This is a genomic window from Pseudomonas sp. 3JA (assembly GCF_036961705.1).
In the GTDB taxonomy this organism is placed as follows: Bacteria; Pseudomonadota; Gammaproteobacteria; order Pseudomonadales; family Pseudomonadaceae; genus Aquipseudomonas; species Aquipseudomonas fluorescens_Q.
In genome coordinates, this window is sequence record NZ_JBAMDJ010000019.1 from 57784 (window position 1) to 78721 (window position 20938).

20 protein-coding genes are annotated in these 20938 nt (G+C 62.7%); 10 read left to right on the plus strand and 10 right to left on the minus strand.

What is annotated here, in order from left to right:
* Positions 1 to 17 precede the first annotated feature (17 nt).
* Positions 18 to 1709, minus strand: a complete 1692-nt coding sequence (locus V7773_RS16300; protein WP_063324250.1) for a ShlB/FhaC/HecB family hemolysin secretion/activation protein — start codon at positions 1707 to 1709, stop codon at positions 18 to 20.
* A 335-nt stretch (positions 1710 to 2044) separates the two neighbouring features.
* On the opposite strand from V7773_RS16300, the gene V7773_RS16305 reads away from it, so the two are divergent.
* Positions 2045 to 3055, plus strand: a complete 1011-nt coding sequence (locus V7773_RS16305; RefSeq protein WP_336074156.1) for a DUF6515 family protein — start codon at positions 2045 to 2047, stop codon at positions 3053 to 3055.
* A 136-nt stretch (positions 3056 to 3191) separates the two neighbouring features.
* Here the strand turns inward: V7773_RS16305 and V7773_RS16310 are convergent, their stop codons facing one another.
* Both V7773_RS16310 and V7773_RS16315 read right to left on the minus strand, forming a co-directional pair.
* Positions 3192 to 4085, minus strand: coding sequence for a cation diffusion facilitator family transporter (locus tag V7773_RS16310; protein ID WP_092149963.1), 894 nt, complete (start codon positions 4083 to 4085; stop codon positions 3192 to 3194).
* A gap of 28 nt (positions 4086 to 4113) precedes the next feature.
* Positions 4114 to 4533: a polyribonucleotide nucleotidyltransferase gene (locus tag V7773_RS16315; RefSeq protein ID WP_092149960.1), complete on the minus strand. Its 420-nt coding sequence runs from the start codon at positions 4531 to 4533 to the stop codon at positions 4114 to 4116.
* A 95-nt stretch (positions 4534 to 4628) separates the two neighbouring features.
* On the opposite strand from V7773_RS16315, the gene hrpB reads away from it, so the two are divergent.
* Positions 4629 to 7145 carry an ATP-dependent helicase HrpB gene (hrpB, locus tag V7773_RS16320; protein WP_336074157.1) on the plus strand — a complete coding sequence of 839 codons (2517 nt, stop codon included), beginning with the start codon at positions 4629 to 4631 and terminating at the stop codon, positions 7143 to 7145.
* A 144-nt stretch (positions 7146 to 7289) separates the two neighbouring features.
* On the opposite strand, the gene V7773_RS16325 is transcribed toward hrpB, so the two are convergent.
* Positions 7290 to 8369 carry an endonuclease/exonuclease/phosphatase family protein gene (locus V7773_RS16325; protein ID WP_092348875.1) on the minus strand — a complete coding sequence of 360 codons (1080 nt, stop codon included), beginning with the start codon at positions 8367 to 8369 and terminating at the stop codon, positions 7290 to 7292.
* 90 nt (positions 8370 to 8459) lie between these two features.
* On the minus strand, positions 8460 to 9122 hold the full coding sequence (locus V7773_RS16330; protein WP_092149951.1) for a YciC family protein: 663 nt from the start codon (positions 9120 to 9122) through the stop codon (positions 8460 to 8462).
* Between the two features lie 174 nt (positions 9123 to 9296).
* On the opposite strand from V7773_RS16330, the gene V7773_RS16335 reads away from it, so the two are divergent.
* The 3 genes from V7773_RS16335 (at position 9297) to V7773_RS16345 (ending at position 11287) form a co-directional block, all read left to right on the plus strand.
* Positions 9297 to 10046, plus strand: coding sequence for a DUF2076 domain-containing protein (locus V7773_RS16335; protein ID WP_336074159.1), 750 nt, complete (start codon positions 9297 to 9299; stop codon positions 10044 to 10046).
* A gap of 128 nt (positions 10047 to 10174) precedes the next feature.
* The gene (locus tag V7773_RS16340; protein ID WP_063324258.1) at positions 10175 to 10654 is read left to right on the plus strand and encodes a LabA-like NYN domain-containing protein; all 480 of its coding nucleotides are present in this window, start codon (positions 10175 to 10177) and stop codon (positions 10652 to 10654) included.
* Positions 10655 to 10675: 21 nt separating this feature from the next.
* Positions 10676 to 11287, plus strand: a complete 612-nt coding sequence (locus tag V7773_RS16345) for a 3'-5' exonuclease (RefSeq protein WP_053189903.1) — start codon at positions 10676 to 10678, stop codon at positions 11285 to 11287.
* A 170-nt stretch (positions 11288 to 11457) separates the two neighbouring features.
* Here V7773_RS16345 and V7773_RS16350 read toward each other — a convergent pair whose 3' ends face one another.
* Positions 11458 to 11910 carry an Lrp/AsnC family transcriptional regulator gene (locus V7773_RS16350; protein ID WP_336074160.1) on the minus strand — a complete coding sequence of 151 codons (453 nt, stop codon included), beginning with the start codon at positions 11908 to 11910 and terminating at the stop codon, positions 11458 to 11460.
* A 161-nt stretch (positions 11911 to 12071) separates the two neighbouring features.
* Here V7773_RS16350 and yedA point away from each other — a divergent pair, with 161 nt between their 5' ends.
* Entirely contained in the window at positions 12072 to 12974 is a 903-nt protein-coding gene (gene yedA, locus V7773_RS16355; RefSeq protein WP_063324260.1) for a drug/metabolite exporter YedA, read from the plus strand.
* Between the two features lie 58 nt (positions 12975 to 13032).
* A complete protein-coding gene (locus V7773_RS16360) occupies positions 13033 to 14370 on the plus strand; it encodes a DEAD/DEAH box helicase (protein ID WP_336074161.1) in 1338 nt (445 codons plus the stop codon).
* 121 nt (positions 14371 to 14491) lie between these two features.
* On the opposite strand, the gene V7773_RS16365 is transcribed toward V7773_RS16360, so the two are convergent.
* Both V7773_RS16365 and V7773_RS16370 read right to left on the minus strand, forming a co-directional pair.
* Positions 14492 to 15727: a TIGR03862 family flavoprotein gene (locus tag V7773_RS16365; RefSeq protein ID WP_336074162.1), complete on the minus strand. Its 1236-nt coding sequence runs from the start codon at positions 15725 to 15727 to the stop codon at positions 14492 to 14494.
* 179 nt (positions 15728 to 15906) lie between these two features.
* Positions 15907 to 16827 carry a histone deacetylase family protein gene (locus V7773_RS16370; protein WP_092348863.1) on the minus strand — a complete coding sequence of 307 codons (921 nt, stop codon included), beginning with the start codon at positions 16825 to 16827 and terminating at the stop codon, positions 15907 to 15909.
* 73 nt (positions 16828 to 16900) lie between these two features.
* On the opposite strand from V7773_RS16370, the gene V7773_RS16375 reads away from it, so the two are divergent.
* The 3 genes from V7773_RS16375 (at position 16901) to V7773_RS16385 (ending at position 19034) form a co-directional block, all read left to right on the plus strand.
* Positions 16901 to 17470 (plus strand): GNAT family N-acetyltransferase, encoded by a 570-nt coding sequence (locus tag V7773_RS16375; protein ID WP_063324264.1) that lies wholly within the window; start codon positions 16901 to 16903, stop codon positions 17468 to 17470.
* A gap of 104 nt (positions 17471 to 17574) precedes the next feature.
* Positions 17575 to 18444, plus strand: a complete 870-nt coding sequence (gene tesB, locus V7773_RS16380) for an acyl-CoA thioesterase II (protein ID WP_003205823.1) — start codon at positions 17575 to 17577, stop codon at positions 18442 to 18444.
* Entirely contained in the window at positions 18441 to 19034 is a 594-nt protein-coding gene (locus V7773_RS16385; RefSeq protein ID WP_336074164.1) for an HAD family hydrolase, read from the plus strand. The genes tesB and V7773_RS16385 overlap by 4 nt, the downstream gene beginning before the upstream one ends.
* Before the next feature lie 70 nt (positions 19035 to 19104).
* On the opposite strand, the gene V7773_RS16390 is transcribed toward V7773_RS16385, so the two are convergent.
* Both V7773_RS16390 and ypfJ read right to left on the minus strand, forming a co-directional pair.
* Positions 19105 to 20052, minus strand: coding sequence for an alpha/beta hydrolase (locus tag V7773_RS16390; protein ID WP_336074166.1), 948 nt, complete (start codon positions 20050 to 20052; stop codon positions 19105 to 19107).
* Positions 20053 to 20937 (minus strand): KPN_02809 family neutral zinc metallopeptidase, encoded by an 885-nt coding sequence (gene ypfJ / locus V7773_RS16395; RefSeq protein WP_003205817.1) that lies wholly within the window; start codon positions 20935 to 20937, stop codon positions 20053 to 20055. It abuts the gene before it with no gap.
* Position 20938 lies beyond the last annotated feature (1 nt).

Below are 20938 nucleotides of genomic sequence, written 5' to 3' on the forward strand. Positions count from 1 at the left end.
CAAGAGCGAGTCGGGTGTCAGAAAAACAGATCGACGCGGAAATACACCGGGCGTTCACGTTTTTCGATAATCCCCGGGCGTTCCAGTGAGCGGGCAAAACTCACGGAAGTTGCGAGGTTCTTGCCCCTGGCGTTGAACTCCAGGGCGTTACCGGTGAGGCGACCGCGCTCGTCGGGGTTCGAGGATCTTCCCTCGATCACCCCGACATCGTAGGCAAACGCCACTCCGTACTCCTGCAACAGCGGTTGCAGGGGCTGCCAGGTCACAGCTCGGCGCCAGCGCAACTGGTTACGCCAGTAACCGCCGCTGTCGCCGGTCAAAGTCTGGTCTTGCAGGCCACGTACCGAACTGACACCACCGAGGCTGATTCGTTGCGGGCTGTAGAGTTCATCTTCGCTGCGCTGACCCGTTGCAAGGCTGTCGAAGCTGAAGTTTTCACCCCATAAGCGGAACGGCTGCAGGTAGCTCAGGGTCAGGCTGTATTTGTTGTAGCGCGATTGGGGGCCATGGTGGGAGCTGTCCCGTTGGGCATCCAGCATGCCAATCCCCTGTTGCCAGCCGGCATCCAGGTTGATGAACGCCGAGCCGACGCGCCGACCATGGTTGAGGTTCAATTGGGTCTCGGTGATGGTCACGCTGGAGGTGTCGATGAAGTTATCGTCCACGTAGTTGCGTGTGCGCAGTTGGCTGAGGCCGAAACTGACGCCGGTCTTGCTCACGTTATCGCGATGCAGTACGCGCTCGGCGCGCAATGCGTGGTTCTTGCTGGTACCGTCATAACCGAATGTGTAGCCTTGGGCGTTGCCGCTGGCGCGGTAGAAGCTCTGGCTGTAGGCGTAATTGAAGGTCCACCAGCCGTAGGGCACGCTGTAATACAGGCTCTGATTGTCGGAGTGACGCCAGTGATCGCTGACCGCGTCCTGATTGGCGCGCAGGCTCAATTGGTCGGCCAGGCCCAATGGGCTGTCCCAGTCCAGGCCCAGACCCATTTGCTGCTGGCCAGTGCTGCGGTCGCCGTCGTTGTTACGCGTGGCCGATACGCGCCAGGGTTTTTCACGCTCGCCCTTGAGGCCGATACGGCTGCCACCGACCTGCTCGCCTGGTGCCAGTTCGAGCTGGGCCTGACGGGACGGCAAGCGACTGAGCTGATCCACCAATTGTTCCAGTTCCCGCAGGTTCAGCGGCTCGCCGGTCTGACCGGGAAAAGTCATGGCCAATTCGCGAGGGGTGGCCAGGGCGGAGCTGTCGAAGCCTTCAAGTCGCCCTTCGACTACCACTATTTTCAACACGCCGCCCGACAGATCCTGCTGCGGCAGGTAGGCTCGCGTTGTGACGAAACCGCGCTCGAGATAGTGATGGGTCAAGGCCTTGAGCAAGGTATTGATCTGTCCGACCGACAGGCATTGGTTCTGATAGGGTTTGATCAACTGCTCGCGCATGCCCGCGTCTAGGTGGGCCGCGCCCTCAAGCTCGATGGTCTTGATGTCGAAGCAACGTTTGTCGTCGGGGGTGGCAGGGGCAGGCGCGGGCAAGGTCTTGCCGGGCAGTTGTTGGAGTTCGTCGAGGCGTTTTTGTTGTTCTTGCAGCAGTTGCTGCTGACGATCACGAATCAGATCGCGGTCACCGGGTGTTTGGATGGGCGCGGCATGGACCAGGGATGTAAACACCGCACAACAAGCCAAAACGTGCGTAACGCCAAAACGTGACATGCCTTCATTCCCTTGAATGGCTAACTGCGGCGGATGCCGGCGGTTGTTTCAGGCGAATAAGAAGTCCCTGTCGCCTGGCGAAAACGGTGGGCATCTTAAGTGGTAACGCTTCCTGTCTTGAAAAATTACTTGTAAATCCGACGAGCGGTAGTTGCCAGGTCATTTTTTGATGATGGCACTTTGCTTTATCTGACGTGGCCTTGCGCAAGGTGCTGGCCTGGTTGGGGGATCAGCAAATGCCTGCGAAATAAACCCCGTGACTGATAACCTGTTGCAGAACCGGCCTGGGCTTTTCCAGTCTTATCATCAGGCCCTGAACCGTTGTGAGGAATTTCATGAAGTCGCGCATCTGGCGTTTGGCAGGTGTTGGTCTGTTGTGGGCAAGTGTCAGTGCGCAGGGAATGGCCGACGATCAGCAAAACCGTGGCGGACCGGACGGCGGTCGTGGTCAGGACGGGCGCGATGGCAACGGCCGGGGTTATTCGGGCCAGCCGCGGCCACAGAACAACGAAATCATTCGTGGCGACAACAGTCGTCAGTTCGAGGTCAAGCCACTGCCGCAATATCAGGGCGGCCAGTCGTATAACCGTCCGCCTCAAGACCCCAACGGTCCCGGCCGTCCACAGCAGCAACCCGGCAATAACCTGCCGATACAGGGCCGGCCCGACAGCGTGACCCAGACCCAGGAACCGCGACCGGGTTACTACCGCGATATCCCGCGCCGCAGCGATGGCTATCCGAACGGCGGGCCACGCCCAGGTCATGACAATCGCCCCGACCAGCAATGGTCCGGCCGGCCGAGCGGTCATGGCACCGGCTGGGGCCCGGGACCGCAATATCGCCCAGGTTATGTGATCGACCGGTTCCCGGACCGCAACTACCGCGTGCCTTATCGCGGCCAGGATTATTTCTATTCCGGCGGCTACTGGTATCGCCCGCAAGGGCCGCGCTATGTCGTGGTCGCGCCGCCACGGGGCATTCGTACCCGGTATCTGCCGGATTACGCTCGGGAGGTGTGGATCGGCAGTTCGCTGTTTTTTCTTGCCGCCGGCGCCTATTACATCTACGAAGCCAACACCCAGGATTACGTCGTGGTCGATGCGCCGGTGGCCAACCCGCAGCCCCAGCCCCAAGGCAACAGCTACGACGTGGTGGCTTACCCGGCCAACGGCCAGTCGCCCGAGCAGGTCAACCAGGACGGGTACGATTGCTATCGCTGGGCGGTGCAGCAGAGTGGTTTCGATCCGCGCACCTACACCTATCCGCCGGCGCCGGAAGTGGTGCAGACCTATCGCCAAGCCCAGGGCAGTTGCTTGAGCAGCCGTGGGTATCAGGTGACTTATTGATTTAGCGCAGATCCCCTTTTGTGGCGAGGGAGCTTGCTCCCGCTCGGTTGCGCAGCGACCGCAAAATCTTGGGGCCGCTTCGCAGCCCAGCGGGAGCAAGCTCCCTCGCCACAGGTTCTGTGTCGGGCCTCGGGGATCAGGCCTTGGCGCCGTTGACCACTTCCAGCGGATCGGCATGCACCAGCACTTCGGCCTTCGGATAAGCGCGATGGATCGCATCGGCGGCCTGGTCGCTGATGCCGTGGGCCACTGACAGGGTCAGTTCCCCCGGCAGTTCCAGGTGCAACTGCACGAACCAGTGGTTACCGGAAATCCGCGTGCGCAGGTCATGGGCGCCCACGACGCCCGGCACGGCACAGGCCAGTTCCAGCATGTGCTGGCTGACGTCGGGCGGCAGTTCCTGATCCATCAGTACGGCGAAACTTTCCCGGGCGATCTGGACGGCGCTCCACAGAATGTAAATGGCGATCCCCAGGCCGAACCAGGCGTCCAGTTGATACCAGCCAAACCCGGCCAGCACCAGCGCCACCAGGATGCTGCCGTTGAGCAACAAGTCGGAGCGATAGTGCAGCGAGTCGGCACGCACGGCGTTGGAACCGGTGGCGCGGATGACCCGATGCTGCAACGCCAGCAGCGCCAGGGTCAGCCCGAGGGAAAACACGATCACGCCGACGCTCAGCCAGGGGGCATCCACCGGCACCGGGTTTTTCAGCCGCTCGAAAGCCTGCAAGGCAATCAATAAGGCACTGCCGCCGATAAACAGCGCCTGGGCCATGCCGGCCAGGGATTCGGCCTTGCCATGGCCGTAACGATGATCATCATCGGCGGGGCGCAGGGCGTAATGCACCGCCAGCAGATTGAGCAGCGAGGTGACGCCGTCCAATGCCGAGTCGGTCAGGCCGGCAAGCATGCTCACCGAGCCGCTCAGCCACCAGGCCAGCGCCTTGGCGACGACCAGGATGAGCGCCACGGCCACCGAAGCCCGGGTGGCCAGGCGCAGCAGGCGGGCGTGTTCGGTGCTGGTGGTCATGGCGCGGTCGTTCCTTCAGTAGCGCTTGTCATGCGGCGGGCTTGAGGCCGAGGGCGGCCAGTTGTTGCGCGCTGCCCTTGTGCTGGATCAGCCGAGGATCGTCCAGCGGGAAGCTGCGGCCCAGTTCGCGTTCCAGGATCGCCTGCAACACGTGGTTATTGACGGTGCCGTCGGGGTTGATGGCCGGCTTGAGTTTTTCTGGCTCGATCTGGACGCTTTTGCCCGGCTCGAAGTAAATGGCGCCGGTGGCGAAGTCCACCGCGAAGGCGATCAGGCCGGGGATGATGTAGAACAGCAGGCCGACGGCATCGAGGGCGGCAATCGCCGGGTCGATCTTGCCGTCGATCTGGCCGCGACGGTCCGGGTAGAAGATCGAGCCACAGGCGCTGATTTGAGTCAGCAGGGAGGCGACCAGCACGCCACCGATCACGCGAAAGGGAATACGCATAGCAATCTCCTGAACAGGTAAAGGCGTTGCTGGTTGGAGTCCAGACCACGCTAAACAGTTCGCCGTTATACTCGGCCCTCTGTTTTGGAGCCAGCATGATTTCTTTGCCGATTGATGAAGTTTTACCCGCCCTGCGTCAAGCCTTGGCATCGCGCCACGAAGCCGTGCTCGAAGCGCCGCCTGGTGCCGGTAAAACCACCCGTGTTCCCCTGGCCTTGCTGAACGAGCCCTGGCTGGCCGGGCAGACCATCCTGATGCTCGAACCCCGGCGCCTGGCGGCACGGGCGGCGGCCGAGCGACTGGCCAGCGAGCTTAAGGAAAAGGTCGGTGAAACCGTCGGCTACCGGATTCGCCTCGACAGCAAGGTCGGCCCCAAGACCCGCATTGAAGTGGTCACCGAAGGCATCCTCACCCGGCGCTTGCAGGACGACCCGGCGCTGGAAGGCGTAGGGCTGCTGATTTTCGATGAATTCCATGAGCGCAGTCTCGACGCCGACCTGGCCCTGGCCTTGAGCCTCAACGGTCGGGAGCTGTTTCGCGAAGACCTGCCACTGAAGATCCTGCTGATGTCCGCCACCCTGGAAGGTGAGCGCCTGGCCGGGTTGCTGGACAATGCGCCAATCCTGCGCAGCGAAGGCCGCATGTTCCCGGTGACGGTGCGCTGGGGCCGGCCGTTCCAGCCCGGCGAGTTCGTCGAGCCGCGGCTGGTGCAGGCAGTGCTGGAAGCACTGCACGATGAAACCGGCAGCGTCTTGGTGTTCTTGCCCGGGCAGGCGGAGATTCGCCGGGTCCATCAGCAACTGGCCGAGGCCTTGGGCGAGGGCGGCGATGTGTTGCTCTGTCCGCTGCACGGTGAACTGGACCTCGCCGCTCAGCGCGCTGCCATCGACCCCGCGCCGCCCGGCCAGCGCAAAGTGGTGCTGGCCACCAACATTGCCGAAACCAGCCTGACCATCAATGGCGTGCGGGTGGTGATCGACGCCGGACTGGCCCGGGTGCCGCGTTTCGACCCGGGCAGCGGCATGACCCGGCTCGACACCCAGCGCATTTCCCGAGCCAGCGCCACCCAGCGGGCCGGTCGGGCCGGGCGTCTGGAGCCTGGTGTCTGCTATCGATTGTGGTCCGAAGACCAGCATGAACAATTGGCCGCCTATGGCAGCGCGGAGATTCTGTCGGCGGATCTGGCCGGATTGGCCCTGCAGTTGGGGCGCTGGGGCGTGACGCCGGCGCAATTGGTCTGGCTCGACATCCCGCCCACCGCCGCCTATGCCCAGGCCCAGGATCTGCTGCAACGCCTCGGCGCGCTGGAGGGCGAGCAACTGACCCGCCACGGCCAGGCCATGGCCGAGCTGCCGGCTCATCCGCGTATCGCTCATCTGCTGTTGCGCGGTCAGGCGCTGGGGCTGGCGGACATGGCCTGCAACGTCGCCGCACTGTTGGGCGAGCGCGATATTCTGCGCGGTGCCGGCGCGGATCTGCACAGTCGCCTGGCCTTGCTGTCCGGTGAAGAGCGAGCAGCGCGCGGCGCCCAGGGCGGGGTGCAGCGGGCACGACAACTGGCCCGGCAATATCGCGGCTATTTACGAGGCAAGGCCGAAGAAGCCGTCGCCGATCCCGATCACCCGCGCTGGCTCGGTGCGTTGCTGGCGTTGGCCTATCCGGACCGCGTCGCCCAGCAGCGCCGCCCCGGCGGCGCTGAATATCGTTTGGCCAACGGCCGTGCGGCGCTGTTTGCCGAGGCTGACAGCCTGATGAAACAAGCGTGGCTGGTGATCGCCGACCTGGGCAGCCGCCAGGGGCAACGGGAAGAACGGATCTACTTGGCGACGGATTTCGACCCGGCACTGTTCGACTCGGTATTGGCCGAGCAGGTGCACACGGTGGATCAGTTGGATTGGGACGAGCGCGAAGGCGTGCTGCGGGCCGAGCGCCAGCGCAAGGTTGGCGAACTGGTGCTCAGCCGCGAACCGCTGACCGGCCTGGATGAGTCTGCCCGTAGCCAGGCCCTAGTGAACCTGGTGCGGCGCAAGGGCCTGGAATTATTGCCCTGGACCCCGGAACTGCGGCAATGGCAGGCGCGGGTGGCGCTGCTGCGTCGCCTGGACCTGGACGCCAAGGGCGAGAGCCAATGGCCGGATGTCAGCGATAGTGCGTTGCTGGGCAGTCTCGAACATTGGTTGATGCCGTATCTGGGCCGAGTCTCGCGCCTCAGCCATTTTGCCAACCTGGACTTGTCGAGCATCGTTCACAACCTGTTGCCCTGGCCGTTGCCGCAACGTTTGGATGAACTGGCGCCGCACCATTTGAGCGTGCCTTCGGGGTCGTCGATCCGCCTGGACTACAGCGAGCATCCGCCGATCCTGGCGGTGCGCTTGCAGGAGCTCTTCGGCCTGGCCGACACCCCGCGCATCGCTGGTGGGCGGCAGGTGGTCAAGCTGCACCTGTTGTCACCGGCACGCCGACCGGTGCAGGTGACCCAGGACCTGGCGAACTTCTGGCGCAGCACCTACGCCGAGGTGAAGAAAGACCTCAAGGGGCGCTACCCCAAGCATTACTGGCCGGATGATCCGCTGGTGGCGGAGGCGACGGCGCGGGTCAAGCCGCGTAAATAAGCTGAGGCAATTCAGGGTATGCAATACAAATTCTGTGGGAGCCGAGCTTGCTCGCGATAGCGGTGTGTCAATCAATAGCAATGCTGCTGATCCGCCGCCATCGCGAGCAAGCTCGGCTACCACAGGGGGCTTAGGTGAATCCTGCTAAGGTGCAGCCGGCAATAGGAACCGCGCAATCACCGGCAAGTGATCGGAGATGCGCAAGGTATCGTCCTGTCGCACCTGGGCTTCGACCCGCTTGATGCGCGGGCTGTAGAAGAGGTAGTCGACAGTACGGTCGGGGCCGTTGAGGCCGGGGTCGTTCGGGTAGTGGGTCAGCCAGTGTGCGCGGTCGATGCCGCTGGCCTCGTTGTTGGTGGGGATCATCGGGTATTTGTCCCACAACAGGTGCAAGGGGCTGTCGGCGGAGTAGGGCGTGCGTTGCTCGGACGGCAGGCGCCGGTACTGGCCCAGGGGCAGCAGGTTGAAGTCGCCGCCGATCAGCCAGGGTGTGCCAGCGGATTCGAGTTTATCCAAGGCCTTGGCCACGGCGGTGATTTGTCTGGGCAGGGTTTCGTCCGGCTCGGTGGCCCGTTCCAGATGGGTGTTGAGCACCGCCAGTTGACCGCCGCCGCTCAGCGACAGATAGCTCACCAACAAGGCATTTTTGGGCTGGAACTGACGGCTGATGATGTTGGCGTCTGCCACCGGCAGTTGTACCCGTTCGGCATGGTCGATGCGGTAGCGACTCAGGGTCGCCAGTTGCCGGCCGACGCTGCCGAAGATGTGTGGATCGGGGGTGAAGTCGGCCTTCCAGTCGAAAGTGCTGGTGCCGCACGGATAGAGGTCAGCCAGCCGCTCCTGCAACAGCTTGAGCTGGTCCTGGTAATCGCTGGCCTTGGCGCCCTTGTCCAGTTCCTGGAGCAGCACGACGTCCGGTTGCTCATCGCGGATGACCCGTGCCACTTCGTCGAGGCTGAAGGCCATGTCTTCCAGGGTCGGGCTTTCATCGTTGCCCTGGGCCAGGTCGTGCCAGAACACGTAGCGTTTGCCGGCGAGGAACTGCACGTTCCAGGTCATCACCTTCAAGGCCTGGCCGGGCACCAGCGGTGCTGCGTTGGCGGTGCAACTGACCGGCAAGGTTTCCCGAGGCTGTGGCCGCCAGGTCAGGCCGTAGATCGACAGGGCGGCCAGGCTGAGGATCAACAGCAGGCCCAGCAAGGTGTAGCGCAGTAGACGGGTCATGGCTCGGCTTATGGGCGAAACGCGAAAGTGCTCCCGAGCATAACCGAGAGCGGTTCTCAAGCCCAAGCCCAGGGCCTTCGCAGTGTGCGATCAGCGGTTGTCAGGCTTGGCTTCGATCAACATGAACATGCGGAACAGCACCACGCTGGTGAACAGTTGCAAGAAGCTGTGAACGCTTTCGATCAGCAAACTGAGCAAAGGATTCTGGGGCGGCGGGTACACCGAGACGCTGACCCCCTTGAGCAGCCACAGCGGGCCCATCACACAGAGGATGCACAGCAGGATCCGCCAGAAGTTGCCGCGGGACATGTTCAGGCTTTCCTTCATCGCCGCCAGGGGAGGCAGTCCCCTGAGGACCAACAGGTATTCACTGAAGGCCAGGGTCACCATTAGCCATAAGCCCGGCAGGAAATACAGCGACAGCCCCACCAGGATCAACAGCGTGTTGAGCGCCGTCAGCAAGGCAAAGCGTGGCCACAGGGTGAGGGCCGTTGCGAGCAGGTCACGGGTGCGTGGTGCTTCACCGCGGCTGCGGGCGTCGAGGAACAGGATCAACGCGGCGGTGTACAAGGGGTACACCAGCAGCCCGACGATCACGCTGTAGCCGGGAAAGCCGTCGGGGCCGAGGGCGCTGTCCACGCCTTGCTGCAGCAACGCCTCGAGTATGACCAGCGGCAGGCACAGTTGGGCGATTCGGCCCAGATGGCGCTTGAAGAAATACAAAGAGTCGCGCAGCACGTCAAACGGATTCATGAGTCGGTATCGCAGTTCAAAAGCGGTCCGACACTTTAACCGATCAGGCGCCCGCACAAGCAAACGTAAACATCAGGTAAAGACCATTGAAAGCTTTACGGCGAGCCCCATTACTGATGGGCACCGGTCTTCGGGATCGGAATGGTTTTTACCCGGCAATCTAATGAGGTCGCCATGAACAGCGAAGAACAAACCCTGATCGATGGACTGTTTTCACGGCTGCAACAGGCCGAAAAGGATTCAGCCCCGCGCGACGCCCAGGCCGAGGCGCGGATCAAGGAACACCTGGCCAGCCAGCCAGCGGCGGGCTATTTCATGGCCCAGGCGATTCTGGTGCAGGAGGCCGCGATCAAGCGCCTTGATGAACAGAACAAGCAACTCACTCAGCAAACCGAGCAATTGCAGGCCGAGCTGCAACGGGCCCGTTCCCAGCCATCGGCGCCCAGCGGTGGCGGAGGCTTTCTGTCGAGCATTTTTGGTGGCAGTGCCCGGGATTCACGCCCGGCAACCGCACCGACATCCAGTGGCGGAGGCTGGCGCGAACCGGCGCAGCCGTCCTTCAATGCCCAGCCCCAACAAGGCTTCGGCGCGCCGCCCGGCAATTATGGCGCACCGCAGCAGCAGGCCCCGGCCGCGGGCAGCTTCCTGGGCGGCGCCCTGAAAACCGCGGCGGGCGTGGCTGGCGGCGTGATGCTGGCCCAAGGCATCAGCAGCCTGTTTCACAGTAACCAGCAACCGCAGGAAATCGTCGAGGTCATCAAGGAAGAACCGGCGCAACCGGTCAACGATACCGCAGGCAACGGCTGGGGCGATGACTCGCGCGTGGCTGACAACGACACCTACGGCAACGACCAGGGCGGGTTCAGCGACGCGGACTACAGTGACGATTCATCTTCCTTCGGCGACGACGACTCCTTCGTCTGACCTGCCATTCGTCCGGGGCGCACAGGCGCCTCGGGCCGATTATTCGCGGAACAATCCTTCGGGCTGGCATACTGGGCGACTTTTCGGCCCTGGTGGCCTGTGTGCGTGTGCATCCAAGAGGAAACGCGGTGAAAAAAATTGCAGTGTTCGCCGATGTCCAGAACCTCTACTACACCGTGCGCCAAGCCTACGGTTGCCATTTCAACTACGCCGCGCTGTGGGCTGATGTCAGCAAGCAGGGGCAGATCGTCGAGGCCTATGCCTACGCGATCGATCGCGGTGACAGCAAGCAGCAGCAATTCCAGCAGATCCTGCGCAACCTGGGCTTTGTCGTGAAGCTCAAGCCCTATATCCAGCGCAGCGACGGCTCGGCCAAGGGGGACTGGGACGTGGGCATCACGCTGGACATCATGGACGCCGCCGACCACGTCGACGAAGTGGTGCTGGCCTCCGGCGACGGCGATTTTGATATGTTGCTCGAACGCATCATCACCAAGCACGGCGTGCAGGCCGTGGCCTATGGCGTGCCGGGTCTGACCGCCAACTCGCTGATCCGCGCCGCCAGCCGCTACGTGCCGATCGAAGGCGCGTTGCTGCTCAAGAATTGATTTTCACGGAGTTCAAAAGGTTTGGAACGCATCGCAGTCATCGACTTTGAAACCACCGGCATCACCCCGAGCAGCAGTTGCCGGGCCACTGAAATCGCGGTGGTGATGCTCGAGCAAGGCCGGATCGTCGACCGCTACCAGAGCCTGATGAATGCCGGTGTGCGCGTCCCTGCGTTTATCGAGCAACTGACCGGCATCAGCAACGCCATGCTGCGCAGCGCCCCCTCGGCGGAAAAAGTGATGAACGAGGTCAACGAGTTCGTTGGCATCACGCCGCTGCTGGCCCACAACGCCGCGTTCGATCAGAAATTCTGGGACTTTGAACTGGGACGGATCAAGCGCACCCGCCTGCAGAATTTTGCCTGCTCACTGTTGCTGGCCCGGCGCCTGATGCCGGCGGCGCCGAACCACAAGCTTGGCACGCTCAACGCTTTCGCCGGCCTGCCCCACACCGGTCAGGCTCACCGGGCCATGGCCGATGCCGAAATGGCCGCCAATCTCACCGCGCACCTGGCTTCGGAATTGCGGCAAAAGCATGGGCTGCGGGAGTTGTCCCATGATCTGCTGTGCAGTCTGCAGAAAGTGCCGGCGGCGAAGATCAACGAGCACCTCAAGCGCCATCGCGGGTTCTAAACACACCACAACCAACTGTGGGAGCGGGCTTGCTCCACAGTTTGATCATTCCCATCCTCCGCGTGGGAATGCCTCAACGGACGCTCTGCGTTCGGCTCTTGATGGGACGCAGAGCGTCCCGGGCTGCATCCCCACGCAGAGCGGGGGAACGATCTGGTCAAGGTTGACGGTTATTTCCCGTTGCCTTCCAACTGCCCCAACGGCACACGCTTTTCAATGGCGCTGGACAGCACGATCGAAGTCTTGCTGAAGCCGAACTTGGCGATGCGGTTGATCAGTTCTTCCAGTTCCGGCATCGAGCCCACCGCCGCTTGCATGATCACGCACGGGTCGCCTGTCACCCGATGACACTCGGTCAGTTGCGGGATCTTGCACAGTTCGTCGTAGGTCTTCTGGTTGCCGTGCTGGTTCATCCGCAATTCGATGATGCACTGCACCGGCAGGCCGATCTTCGCCATGTCGACTTTGGCTTGATAACCGGTGATGACGCCGCTGGCTTCCAGTTTGCTGACCCGCTCGGCCACGGCCGGGGCTGACAGGTTCACTTTGCGGGCCAGTTCGGCGTAGGACGCACGACCGTTTTCCAGCAGGGCGGCGAGCAGCATGCGGTCGTATTTATCCATGTATTGGCTTCCAAGTGACGTGACTTTCGAAAGCGCGGTTTATAGCGCCAATCTCCATGTTTTGAAAAGTGTATGGGTGGGATAAACAGGTTTTGTAACTTATTTTCCGTCTGTCGCCTTTCTAGAATAGCGACTCTCATTGTCCTGACTTCGAGCTGAACATGCCTGGCCCACGCCGTTTTCCCTTGCCATTGATTGCTGCCTTTTTTGCCTTGTACGTCATCTGGGGTTCAACTTACCTGGTGATTCGCATCGGTGTGGAGCATTGGCCGCCGCTGTTGCTGGCCGGGATTCGTTTTGTGCTGGCCGGTTCGCTGATGTACGGCTTCCTGCGCTGGCGCGGGGCACCGGCGCCAACCTGGGCGCAATGGAAGGCCGGGGCCATCATCGGCGTGCTGTTGCTCAGTTTCGGTAACGGCGCGGTCAGTGTGGCCGAGCACACGGGCGTGGCGTCCGGGGTGGCGGCGTTGGCCGTGGCGACGGTGCCTTTGTTTACCTTGCTCTGCGGATATTTCTGGGGCGCGCGTAACACGCGTCTGGAATGGGCGGGCATTGTATTGGGGTTGATTGGCATCGCGATGCTCAACCTGGGCTCCAATCTGCAGTCCAGCCCGTTGGGTGCGACCTTGCTGGTATTCGCGGCGGCCTCCTGGGCCTTCGGTTCGGTGCTGAGCAAACACTTGCCGTTGCCGGCAGGGGCGATGGCCAGTGCCGTGGAAATGCTGATAGGCGGTGTGGTGTTGTTGATCGGCAGTGTGGCCAGCGGCGAGCACCTGGACAGCATGCCGCCGCTGGAAGGTTGGTTTGCCTTGGCTTACCTGACCTGCTTCGGCTCGATCGTTGCCTTCAATGCCTACATGTACCTGCTCAAGCATGTGCGCCCGGCGGCGGCCACCAGTTATGCCTACGTCAACCCAGCCGTGGCGGTGTTGCTGGGGATCGTGTTCGCGGGTGAAACCATTGGCGCTGAAGAAAGTGTGGCGATGTTGGTGATCATCAGTGCCGTGGTGTTGATCGGTTTGCCGCAGTGGCGCAAACCCAAGCCTGCGCCGGCCGCTTCCTGATTTAGGGTAAACTGCCGCGCATTGCACACCATGCGCTGATTTTTCCTACGGTACTTCCATGACTTTCGCCACTCTTGGCCTGATCGAACCCTTGCTGCGCGCCCTCGAGACGCTCGGTTACCAGACCCCGACCCCAGTGCAGGCCCAAGCCATGCCGGCGGTGCTGGCCGGTCGCGACCTGATGGCCGCGGCCCAGACAGGTACCGGCAAGACCGCCGGTTTCGCCGTGCCGCTGCTGCAGTTGCTGACCACCGAAGGGCCGAAGGTCGCGGCCAACTCGGTGCGAGCGCTGATCCTGGTGCCGACCCGTGAGCTGGCCGAGCAGGTCCATGAAAGCGTGCGTCAGTACGCGCAAAACCTGCCGCTGAGCACCTACGCCGTGTACGGCGGTGTCAGCATCAACCCGCAGATGATGAAGTTGCGCAAAGGCGTCGACCTGCTGGTCGCCACGCCAGGGCGCCTGCTCGACCTGTTCCGCCAGAATGCGCTGAAGTTCAACCAGTTGCAGACCCTGGTGCTGGACGAAGCCGACCGCATGCTCGATCTGGGCTTCTCCGAAGAACTGGCGAACATCTACAAGGCCTTGCCGAAGAAGCGCCAGACCCTGCTGTTCTCGGCGACCTTCTCCGACGCGATCCGCCTGCTGGCCGGGCAGATGCTCAACGATCCGCTGAGCATTGAAGTGAGCCCGCGCAACGTCGCCGCCAACACCGTCAAGCAATGGGTGGTGACGGTGGACAAGAAGCGCAAGCCGGAATTGTTCGTGCACTTGATGCGCAAGCACAAGTGGAAGCAGGTGCTGGTTTTTGCCAAGACCCGCAACGGCGTCGATGCGCTGGTGGAAAAACTCCAGGGCCTGGGCGTCAACGCCGACGGCATCCACGGTGACAAACCCCAGGCCACCCGCCAGCGCGCACTGGACCGCTTCAAGGCCAGCGAAGTGCAGATCCTGGTGGCGACCGACGTCGCTGCCCGTGGCTTGGATATCGAAGATTTGCCGTTGGTGGTGAACTTCGACCTGCCGATCGTGGCCGAGGACTACATCCACCGTATCGGTCGTACCGGCCGGGCGGGCGCTACAGGGCAGGCAATCTCCCTGGTCTGCGCCGATGAAGTGAATTTGCTGTCAGCCATCGAGATGTTGACCCGTCAGACGTTGCCTCGCCAGATGGAACAAGACTTCGAGCCTGAGCACCGTGTGCCCGACACCGATGCCAGCGGCCAGGTGATCAAGAAACCGAAAAAGCCGAAGAAACCGAAAACCTCCGGTGGCGGCGGCAAGCGCAACCTGGGCAAGTGGGTGGACAGCGGCGACTCCTCGCCTGTGGAACCTTCGGTCAAGCCGGTGCGCAAAGTACCGGTGTTCAATACCGGGCCGCGTAAAAAGAAACCCTGATAGTTCACTGACCGATGATCGTTCCCACGCTCTGCGTGGAAACGCCTCTACGGACGCTCCGCGTTCGGCTTTGGGACGCGGAGCGTCCCGGGCTGCATTCCCACGCAGAGCATGGGAACGATCACTGTCTCAAGAATTCCAGCATCCCCAACCCCGCCGCCCGGCCACTGGCAAAGCACGCCGTGAGCAGGTAGCCGCCGGTGGGCGCTTCCCAGTCGAGCATTTCCCCGGCGCAGAACACGCCGGGTATCTGCTTGAGCATCAGGTGCTCGTCCAGGGCTTCGAATGTCACGCCACCGGCGCTGCTGATGGCTTCATCCAACGGGCGGGTTTTCACCAAGGACAATGGCAAGGCCTTGATCGCCTGGGCCAGGCGCGCCGGCTCAGCAAAGCAATCAGCTGGCGTGAGTTCGCGCAACAGCGCAGCCTTGACCCCGTCGATCCCCAACTGGCTGTGCAAGTGCTTGGCCATCGAGCGCGAGCCGCGAGGCTTGCTCAGGGCTTGCTGGATTTTATCCACAGGTCGGCCTGGCAGCAGATCCAGATGAATGGTCGCGCTGCCGTGTTGGTTGATGGCTTCGCGAATCGCTGCCGACAGGGCGTAGATCAGGCTGCCTTCGATGCCGGTGGCGGTGATCACGCATTCGCCGAGGCGCGGTACATCGTCGTTCAGGCCGATGGCGATGTTTTTCAGCGGGGCGCCAGCGAATTTGCTGACCATCAGATCGCTCCAGGCCTGCACTTCGAATCCGCAATTGCTCGGTTGCAAAGGCGCAAGGACTACACCGCGCTGTTCCAATGGCAACATCCAGGCGCCATCGGAGCCCAGCCGTGACCAACTGCCGCCGCCCAGCGCCAGCAACGTCGCGTCGGGTTGCAGGGTTTTTTCGCCCTCTGGTGCTGCGATCCTCAGGCTGCCGTCGGGGTGCCAGCCAAGCCAGCGATGGCGGGTGTGAATCGTCACGCCGGCATCGCGCAGGCGCTTGAGCCAGGCGCGCAGCAGCGGGGCTGCTTTCATGTCGGTAGGAAATACCCGTCCGGAGCTGCCGACGAAGGTGTCGATGCCCAGCCCGTGAATCCATGTGCACAACTCATCCGCGCCGAAGGCCCGCAGCAAGGGGGCGAGGTTCGGCGCGCGTTCGGCGTAACGGGACAGAAAGGCCGGAAAAGCTTCCGAGTGGGTGATGTTCATACCGCCGACACCGGCCAGCAGAAACTTCCTGCCTACAGATGGCATCCCGTCGTACAGGTCGACCTGGATCCCGGCCTGGCTCAACACCTCGGCCGCCATCAGGCCGGCGGGGCCGCCGCCGATGATGGTGACGTTTGGGGGGGAGGGCTTGGCGGCTTGGGTCATGGCAAATTGTGGGGCTGTGGAATAAGCGGCGCATTCTATCAGCACAAACTCCTGCGGGAGCGGTGATGATCAAAAAATAGCCAAGCGTTCGCACGCTATAAGCGACATAGCCTGTAGGCCATTTCACTCAGGTTATCCACAGGCCGCTCCACAGGCATTGTGGGTAACGCGCCCAGACTTCAATGACAACCTGATGACGCCCAGACCTTTTGTGCGCTGTGGTGCAGGATCCCGTGGCGGCGGGCCAGGGCCTGGCGGTCCTTGCTGTAGCCGCCGCCGATCACGCCGACCACCGGGATGTCGCGCCCCAGGCAATGGCGCATGACGCTTTCGTCCCGGGCGGCGAGGCCTGCATCGGTCAGCTTCAGATAACCGAGGGCGTCGTCCTTGTGCACATCGACACCGGCGTCGTACAGCACCAGGTCGGGCTGGTAGAGCGGCAGCAGGTAGTTGAGCGCATCGTCCACCACCTTCAGATAAGCGCCATCTTCCATGCCCATCGGCAGGGGAATGTCCCAATCGCTTTGGGCCTTGCGTGCAGGAAAATTCTTTTCGCAGTGCAGGGATACTGTCACGGCGTCCGGGGTGTCATGGAGTATTCGGGCGGTACCGTCGCCCTGATGCACATCGCAGTCGAAAATAAGCACCCGCGAAACTCGGCCGCTGGCCAGGAAATACCGGCTGATCACCGCCAGGTCATTGAAAATGCAAAAACCGGCCGGGTGGTCGTAATGGGCGTGATGGGTGCCGCCGGCCAAATGACAGGCCAGCCCGTGCTCAAGGGCCTGCTCGGCCGCCAGGAGTGAGCCGCCCACGGCGCGAACCGTTCGGCGGGCCAGGGCTTCGCTCCAGGGCAGGCCGAGTCGCCGTTGGTCTTCACGAGACAACTCGCCGCCCATGTAGCGTTCGATATAAGCGCGGTCGTGGGCCAGGGCGAGGATGTCCGGGGGACATAGCGACGGGCGCAGCAGATCGGCATCGCGGGTCAGGCCGCTGTCCACCAGGTGATCGCGCAACAGGCGAAACTTGTCCATGGGGAAGCGATGGTCCGGCGGGAACTCGGGGCTGTAGTCTTCGTGATAGATCAGCGGCAGTGGCATGGTGGTTTCAGCGGTGATTGAGTGACGGATCCTACCAGCGATGTAGACTCTGGGGCATGGAAGGGGAGTGAAAATGGAGCCGATACTGGAACTGGAAAGCGCACGGCTGCTGTTGCGGCAGTGGCGCGATGATGATTTGCCGGAATTTGCCGCCATGTGCGCCGACCCGCAGGTGATGCGGTATTTCCCGGCGCGCCTGAGCCGCCTGGAAAGCGCCGCCCTGATTGGCCGCGTGCGAGGGCATTTCGCCGAGCATGGTTTTGGTTTGTGGGCCCTGGAGCGCAAGGACACTGGCGCTTTCATTGGCTTCACCGGGCTGGGTGTGGTCGGGTTCGATGCGCCTTTCACACCGGCCATCGAAATTGGCTGGCGCCTGGCCCGGGAGCACTGGGGCCTGGGGTATGCCAGCGAAGCGGCCTGGACCGCCCTGCGTTGTGCCTTCGACCAGTTGAAGCTGGACGAAGTGGTGGCGTTCACCGCCGTGGATAACTTGCCGTCGCAAAAGGTCATGCAGGCCATCGGCATGCAGCATGATCCGGCTGACGATTTCGAACACCCGACACTCGCGGTCGGTCATCCATTGCGTCACCATGTGCTCTATCGCATCAATCGTGAGCAGTGGCTACAGACCCTGCACGGTTAGCCGACACGGACGTTTACAATGCCCGCCAAAATGGCCCGGGCCACTATCGATCCGCCGCCGCAGCATAGACTGCGCGGTTTTTGCGCTGTGTGAGGAAAGTCTGAATGAGCCACGTGTTGGAAGATCTGGTCGACCTGCTGACCCTGGAGCCGATCGAAGAGAACCTGTTTCGCGGGCGTAGCCAGGACCTGGGGTTTCGCCAGTTGTTCGGCGGCCAGGTCCTGGGCCAGTCGTTGTCGGCGGCCAGCCAGACCGTGGAGGAGGCGCGCCATGTGCATTCGATGCACGGTTATTTCCTGCGTCCGGGCGACGCGGCGTTGCCGGTGGTCTATCAGGTGGACCGGGTGCGTGACGGTGGCAGTTTCAGCACGCGCCGGGTGACGGCGATCCAGAAGGGCAACCCGATTTTCACTTGCAGTGCCTCGTTCCAGTACGACGAAGAGGGCTTCGAGCACCAGAGCAGCATGCCGCAAGTCGTCGGGCCGGAGAACCTGCCGTCCGAGCTGGAACTGACCCAGCAACGTGCGCACTTGCTGCCTGAGCACATGCGCGAAAAACTGCTGTGCCCCAAGCCGATCGAGGTTCGCCCTGTCACCGAAAAAGATCCTTACAACCCGCAACCGGCCGACCCGGTGAAATACGTGTGGTTCCGTGCCGATGGCGCCCTGGCGGATTCGCCGGCCTTGCACAAATACCTGCTGGCCTACGCGTCGGACTTCGGCCTGTTGACCACTTCGTTGCTCCCCCACGGCAAATCGGTGTGGCACAAAGACATGCAGGTCGCCAGCCTCGATCACGCCTTGTGGTTCCATGCCGACCTGCGCGCCGATGACTGGTTGCTCTACGCCATGGACAGCCCGTGGGCCGGCAACTCCCGCGGGTTCTCCCGTGGCAGCGTGTTCAACCGCGCCGGACAACTGGTGGCCTCGGTCACCCAGGAAGGCCTGATTCGCCATCGCAAGGACTGGGCATGAGCCTGGCCGAGATTCGTCACTGGGTGTTCGACATGGATGGCACGCTGACGATCGCCGTGCATGACTTCGCGGCGATTCGCGTGGCCCTGGCGATTCCGGCCGAAGACGACATCCTGACCCACCTGGCCGCGTTACCGGCGGATGAGGCAGCGGCCAAGCATGCTTGGCTGCTGGAGCATGAACGGGACCTGGCGCTGGGCTCCAGGCCAGCGCCGGGGGCGGTTGAGCTGGTGCGGGAGCTGGCTGGGCGCGGTTATTGCCTGGGCATCCTCACCCGTAACGCCCGCGAGCTGGCCCACGTCACCCTCGAAGCCATCGGCCTGGCGGACTGTTTCGCCGTGGAGGATGTGCTGGGCCGCGACGAAGCACCGCCCAAGCCCCACCCCGGTGGTCTGTTGAAGTTGGCCGAGGCCTGGAGCGTGGCGCCCGAGGCGATGGTGATGGTGGGCGATTACCGCTTTGACCTGGACTGCGGGCGTGCGGCGGGGGCGCGGACGGTGTTGGTGAACTTGCCGGATAACCCGTGGCCGGAGCTGACGGATTGGCATGCGCGCGATTGTGGGGAGTTGCGGCGGATGCTGTTGGCTTGAGCGCTGGGTTGACTGAACGATCGCTATCGCGAGCTTGCTCGTGATAAGTCCCAGTCATTCGCGACAAAACTTACTGCCCAAACAACACCTTCAGCCCCTCAGGCGAAGTCAACATCCCATCCCCGTTATGCCCAACCCCCGGCACTTCGATCAGCCGCTGGTTCAACCCCTCGGGATGACGCCGGGTCAGGTAGTCAAAAAAGAAATGCCCGCGCAGTAACCGATACGGCCCTTGGGTTTGTGCTTCGCAGCCTTTATCCAGCGCCGGATGTTCCGGGTCGGTGTCTTGTTGTCCGAGCAAATAGACGATGTCGCGCTTGACGTAGTTATCTTCCAGTTGCGCGGGTGTTTGCCCCGCCGCGTAGGCTGGCAAGTTCTGCAGGCCGTACTTCCAATGATTGAAGCCAGGGCAACCGGCAGGGTCGAAAGCCATGGGCCGTTGCGCATCGAAGTAGGCATAGGACGACGGGTTGGCAATGACAAAACGTGGGCTGACCCGGTATTGGCCGTGGGCGAGCAGGGCATAGCTCTGCACGACCTGGGCGCCGCCGGAATGGCCGGCGATGACGATCTCTTTCACTTCGGGAAACTGCTGTCGGTCACTGACTCGCGCAACGATGTCGTCGAGTACCTGGAAGGAACTGATTGGATGGGGCCCTGTGGATAAGCCACCGGCCATCCAGTCGTTGCCTTGCCAGCGCAGGAGGTCATTGGGCAATTGATGGCGCGCCACGTCCTGTTCGTTGAGAAACTGCGGGGCGATGATCAGGGTGGTGCCCAGTTGCCCGGCCTGCCCGGCGGCCTTTTCCGCGCTGTGCAGGTAGGTGTCGGCATTGCGCAGCCGACCGTGGAGGATGATCAACACGCGCTGGATGGACGCTAGCGGTGGGCTTACGCCGACGGCCATGGCGCCGCCCTTGAACTGCAGTCGCCCTTGGGCGACCACGTTGACGCCGTGTTCCTCGGCCTGGGCAACGGCGCAGCACAGCACCAGCCCGACCAACGTCCCCCACTTCATCTACAGGGTTTTCGCCGCGAACGTGTCGCACTGGCTGACCTGGCCCTGGGCGAACCCGGTCTTGAACCAGCGCACTCGCTGCGCCGACGTGCCGTGGGTGAAGGAGTCCGGCACCACGCGACCCTGGCCTTGTTGCTGCAAGCGGTCATCGCCGATGGCATTGGCGGCGTTCAGGGCTTCCTCGATGTCTCCCGGCTCAAGCCAGTTCAGGCGTTTTTGCGCATGGTTGGCCCACACACCAGCCAGGCAATCGGCCTGCAATTCCTGGCGTACCAACAAGCCACCATCGCCCTCCATCTGCCGGCCTTGCTGGCGCGCTTCCTGGATTTTCGCCGACACGCCGAGCAGCGTCTGCACATGGTGTCCGACTTCGTGGGCAATGACGTAGGCCTGGGCGAAGTCCCCGGCGGCGGCAAAGCGTTGGGACATTTCCTTGAAGAAACTCATGTCCAGGTAGACCTGGCGGTCTGCCGGGCAATAGAACGGACCGGTCGCCGACGAGGCCAGGCCGCAGGCCGAGTTGACCCGACCACTGAACAACACCAGTTTCGGTTGTTGGTATTGGCGTCCGGCCTGCTGGAACACCTGGCCCCAGGTGTCTTCGGTATCGCCGAGGATCGAGCGCACGAACTCGGCCTGTTCATCGTTGGCCGGCGGTGCCTGGCGGGTCTGTGAAGAGGTGGGTGCGGATTGATCCATCTGCCCGGCCAGTTGCCCGAGAATCTGCATGGGGTCCTGGCCGGTGATCCAGCCGATGCCGACGATCAGGAGGACGGCCGTCAGGCTCAAGCCCTTGCCGCCGCCGAAACGCATCCCGCCACCGCCCCCACCGTCACCGCGAGCGTCCACCACGTTGTCACTGCGGCGACCTTTTTTCCATAACATG

Excerpts from the sequence above, each read along its gene's own strand:
- V7773_RS16300 (WP_063324250.1), bottom strand. The coding sequence starts at position 1,709 with ATGTCACGTTTTGGCGTTACGCACGTTTTGGCTTGTTGTGCGGTGTTT.
- V7773_RS16305 (WP_336074156.1), top strand. The coding sequence starts at position 2,045 with ATGAAGTCGCGCATCTGGCGTTTGGCAGGTGTTGGTCTGTTGTGGGCA.
- V7773_RS16310 (WP_092149963.1), bottom strand. The coding sequence starts at position 4,085 with ATGACCACCAGCACCGAACACGCCCGCCTGCTGCGCCTGGCCACCCGG.
- V7773_RS16315 (WP_092149960.1), bottom strand. The coding sequence starts at position 4,533 with ATGCGTATTCCCTTTCGCGTGATCGGTGGCGTGCTGGTCGCCTCCCTG.
- hrpB (WP_336074157.1), top strand. The coding sequence starts at position 4,629 with ATGATTTCTTTGCCGATTGATGAAGTTTTACCCGCCCTGCGTCAAGCC.
- V7773_RS16325 (WP_092348875.1), bottom strand. The coding sequence starts at position 8,369 with ATGACCCGTCTACTGCGCTACACCTTGCTGGGCCTGCTGTTGATCCTC.
- V7773_RS16330 (WP_092149951.1), bottom strand. The coding sequence starts at position 9,122 with ATGAATCCGTTTGACGTGCTGCGCGACTCTTTGTATTTCTTCAAGCGC.
- V7773_RS16335 (WP_336074159.1), top strand. The coding sequence starts at position 9,297 with ATGAACAGCGAAGAACAAACCCTGATCGATGGACTGTTTTCACGGCTG.
- V7773_RS16350 (WP_336074160.1), bottom strand. The coding sequence starts at position 11,910 with ATGGATAAATACGACCGCATGCTGCTCGCCGCCCTGCTGGAAAACGGT.
- yedA (WP_063324260.1), top strand. The coding sequence starts at position 12,072 with ATGCCTGGCCCACGCCGTTTTCCCTTGCCATTGATTGCTGCCTTTTTT.
- V7773_RS16360 (WP_336074161.1), top strand. The coding sequence starts at position 13,033 with ATGACTTTCGCCACTCTTGGCCTGATCGAACCCTTGCTGCGCGCCCTC.
- V7773_RS16365 (WP_336074162.1), bottom strand. The coding sequence starts at position 15,727 with ATGACCCAAGCCGCCAAGCCCTCCCCCCCAAACGTCACCATCATCGGC.
- V7773_RS16370 (WP_092348863.1), bottom strand. The coding sequence starts at position 16,827 with ATGCCACTGCCGCTGATCTATCACGAAGACTACAGCCCCGAGTTCCCG.
- V7773_RS16375 (WP_063324264.1), top strand. The coding sequence starts at position 16,901 with ATGGAGCCGATACTGGAACTGGAAAGCGCACGGCTGCTGTTGCGGCAG.
- tesB (WP_003205823.1), top strand. The coding sequence starts at position 17,575 with ATGAGCCACGTGTTGGAAGATCTGGTCGACCTGCTGACCCTGGAGCCG.
- V7773_RS16385 (WP_336074164.1), top strand. The coding sequence starts at position 18,441 with ATGAGCCTGGCCGAGATTCGTCACTGGGTGTTCGACATGGATGGCACG.
- V7773_RS16390 (WP_336074166.1), bottom strand. The coding sequence starts at position 20,052 with ATGAAGTGGGGGACGTTGGTCGGGCTGGTGCTGTGCTGCGCCGTTGCC.
- ypfJ (WP_003205817.1), bottom strand. The coding sequence starts at position 20,937 with ATGTTATGGAAAAAAGGTCGCCGCAGTGACAACGTGGTGGACGCTCGC.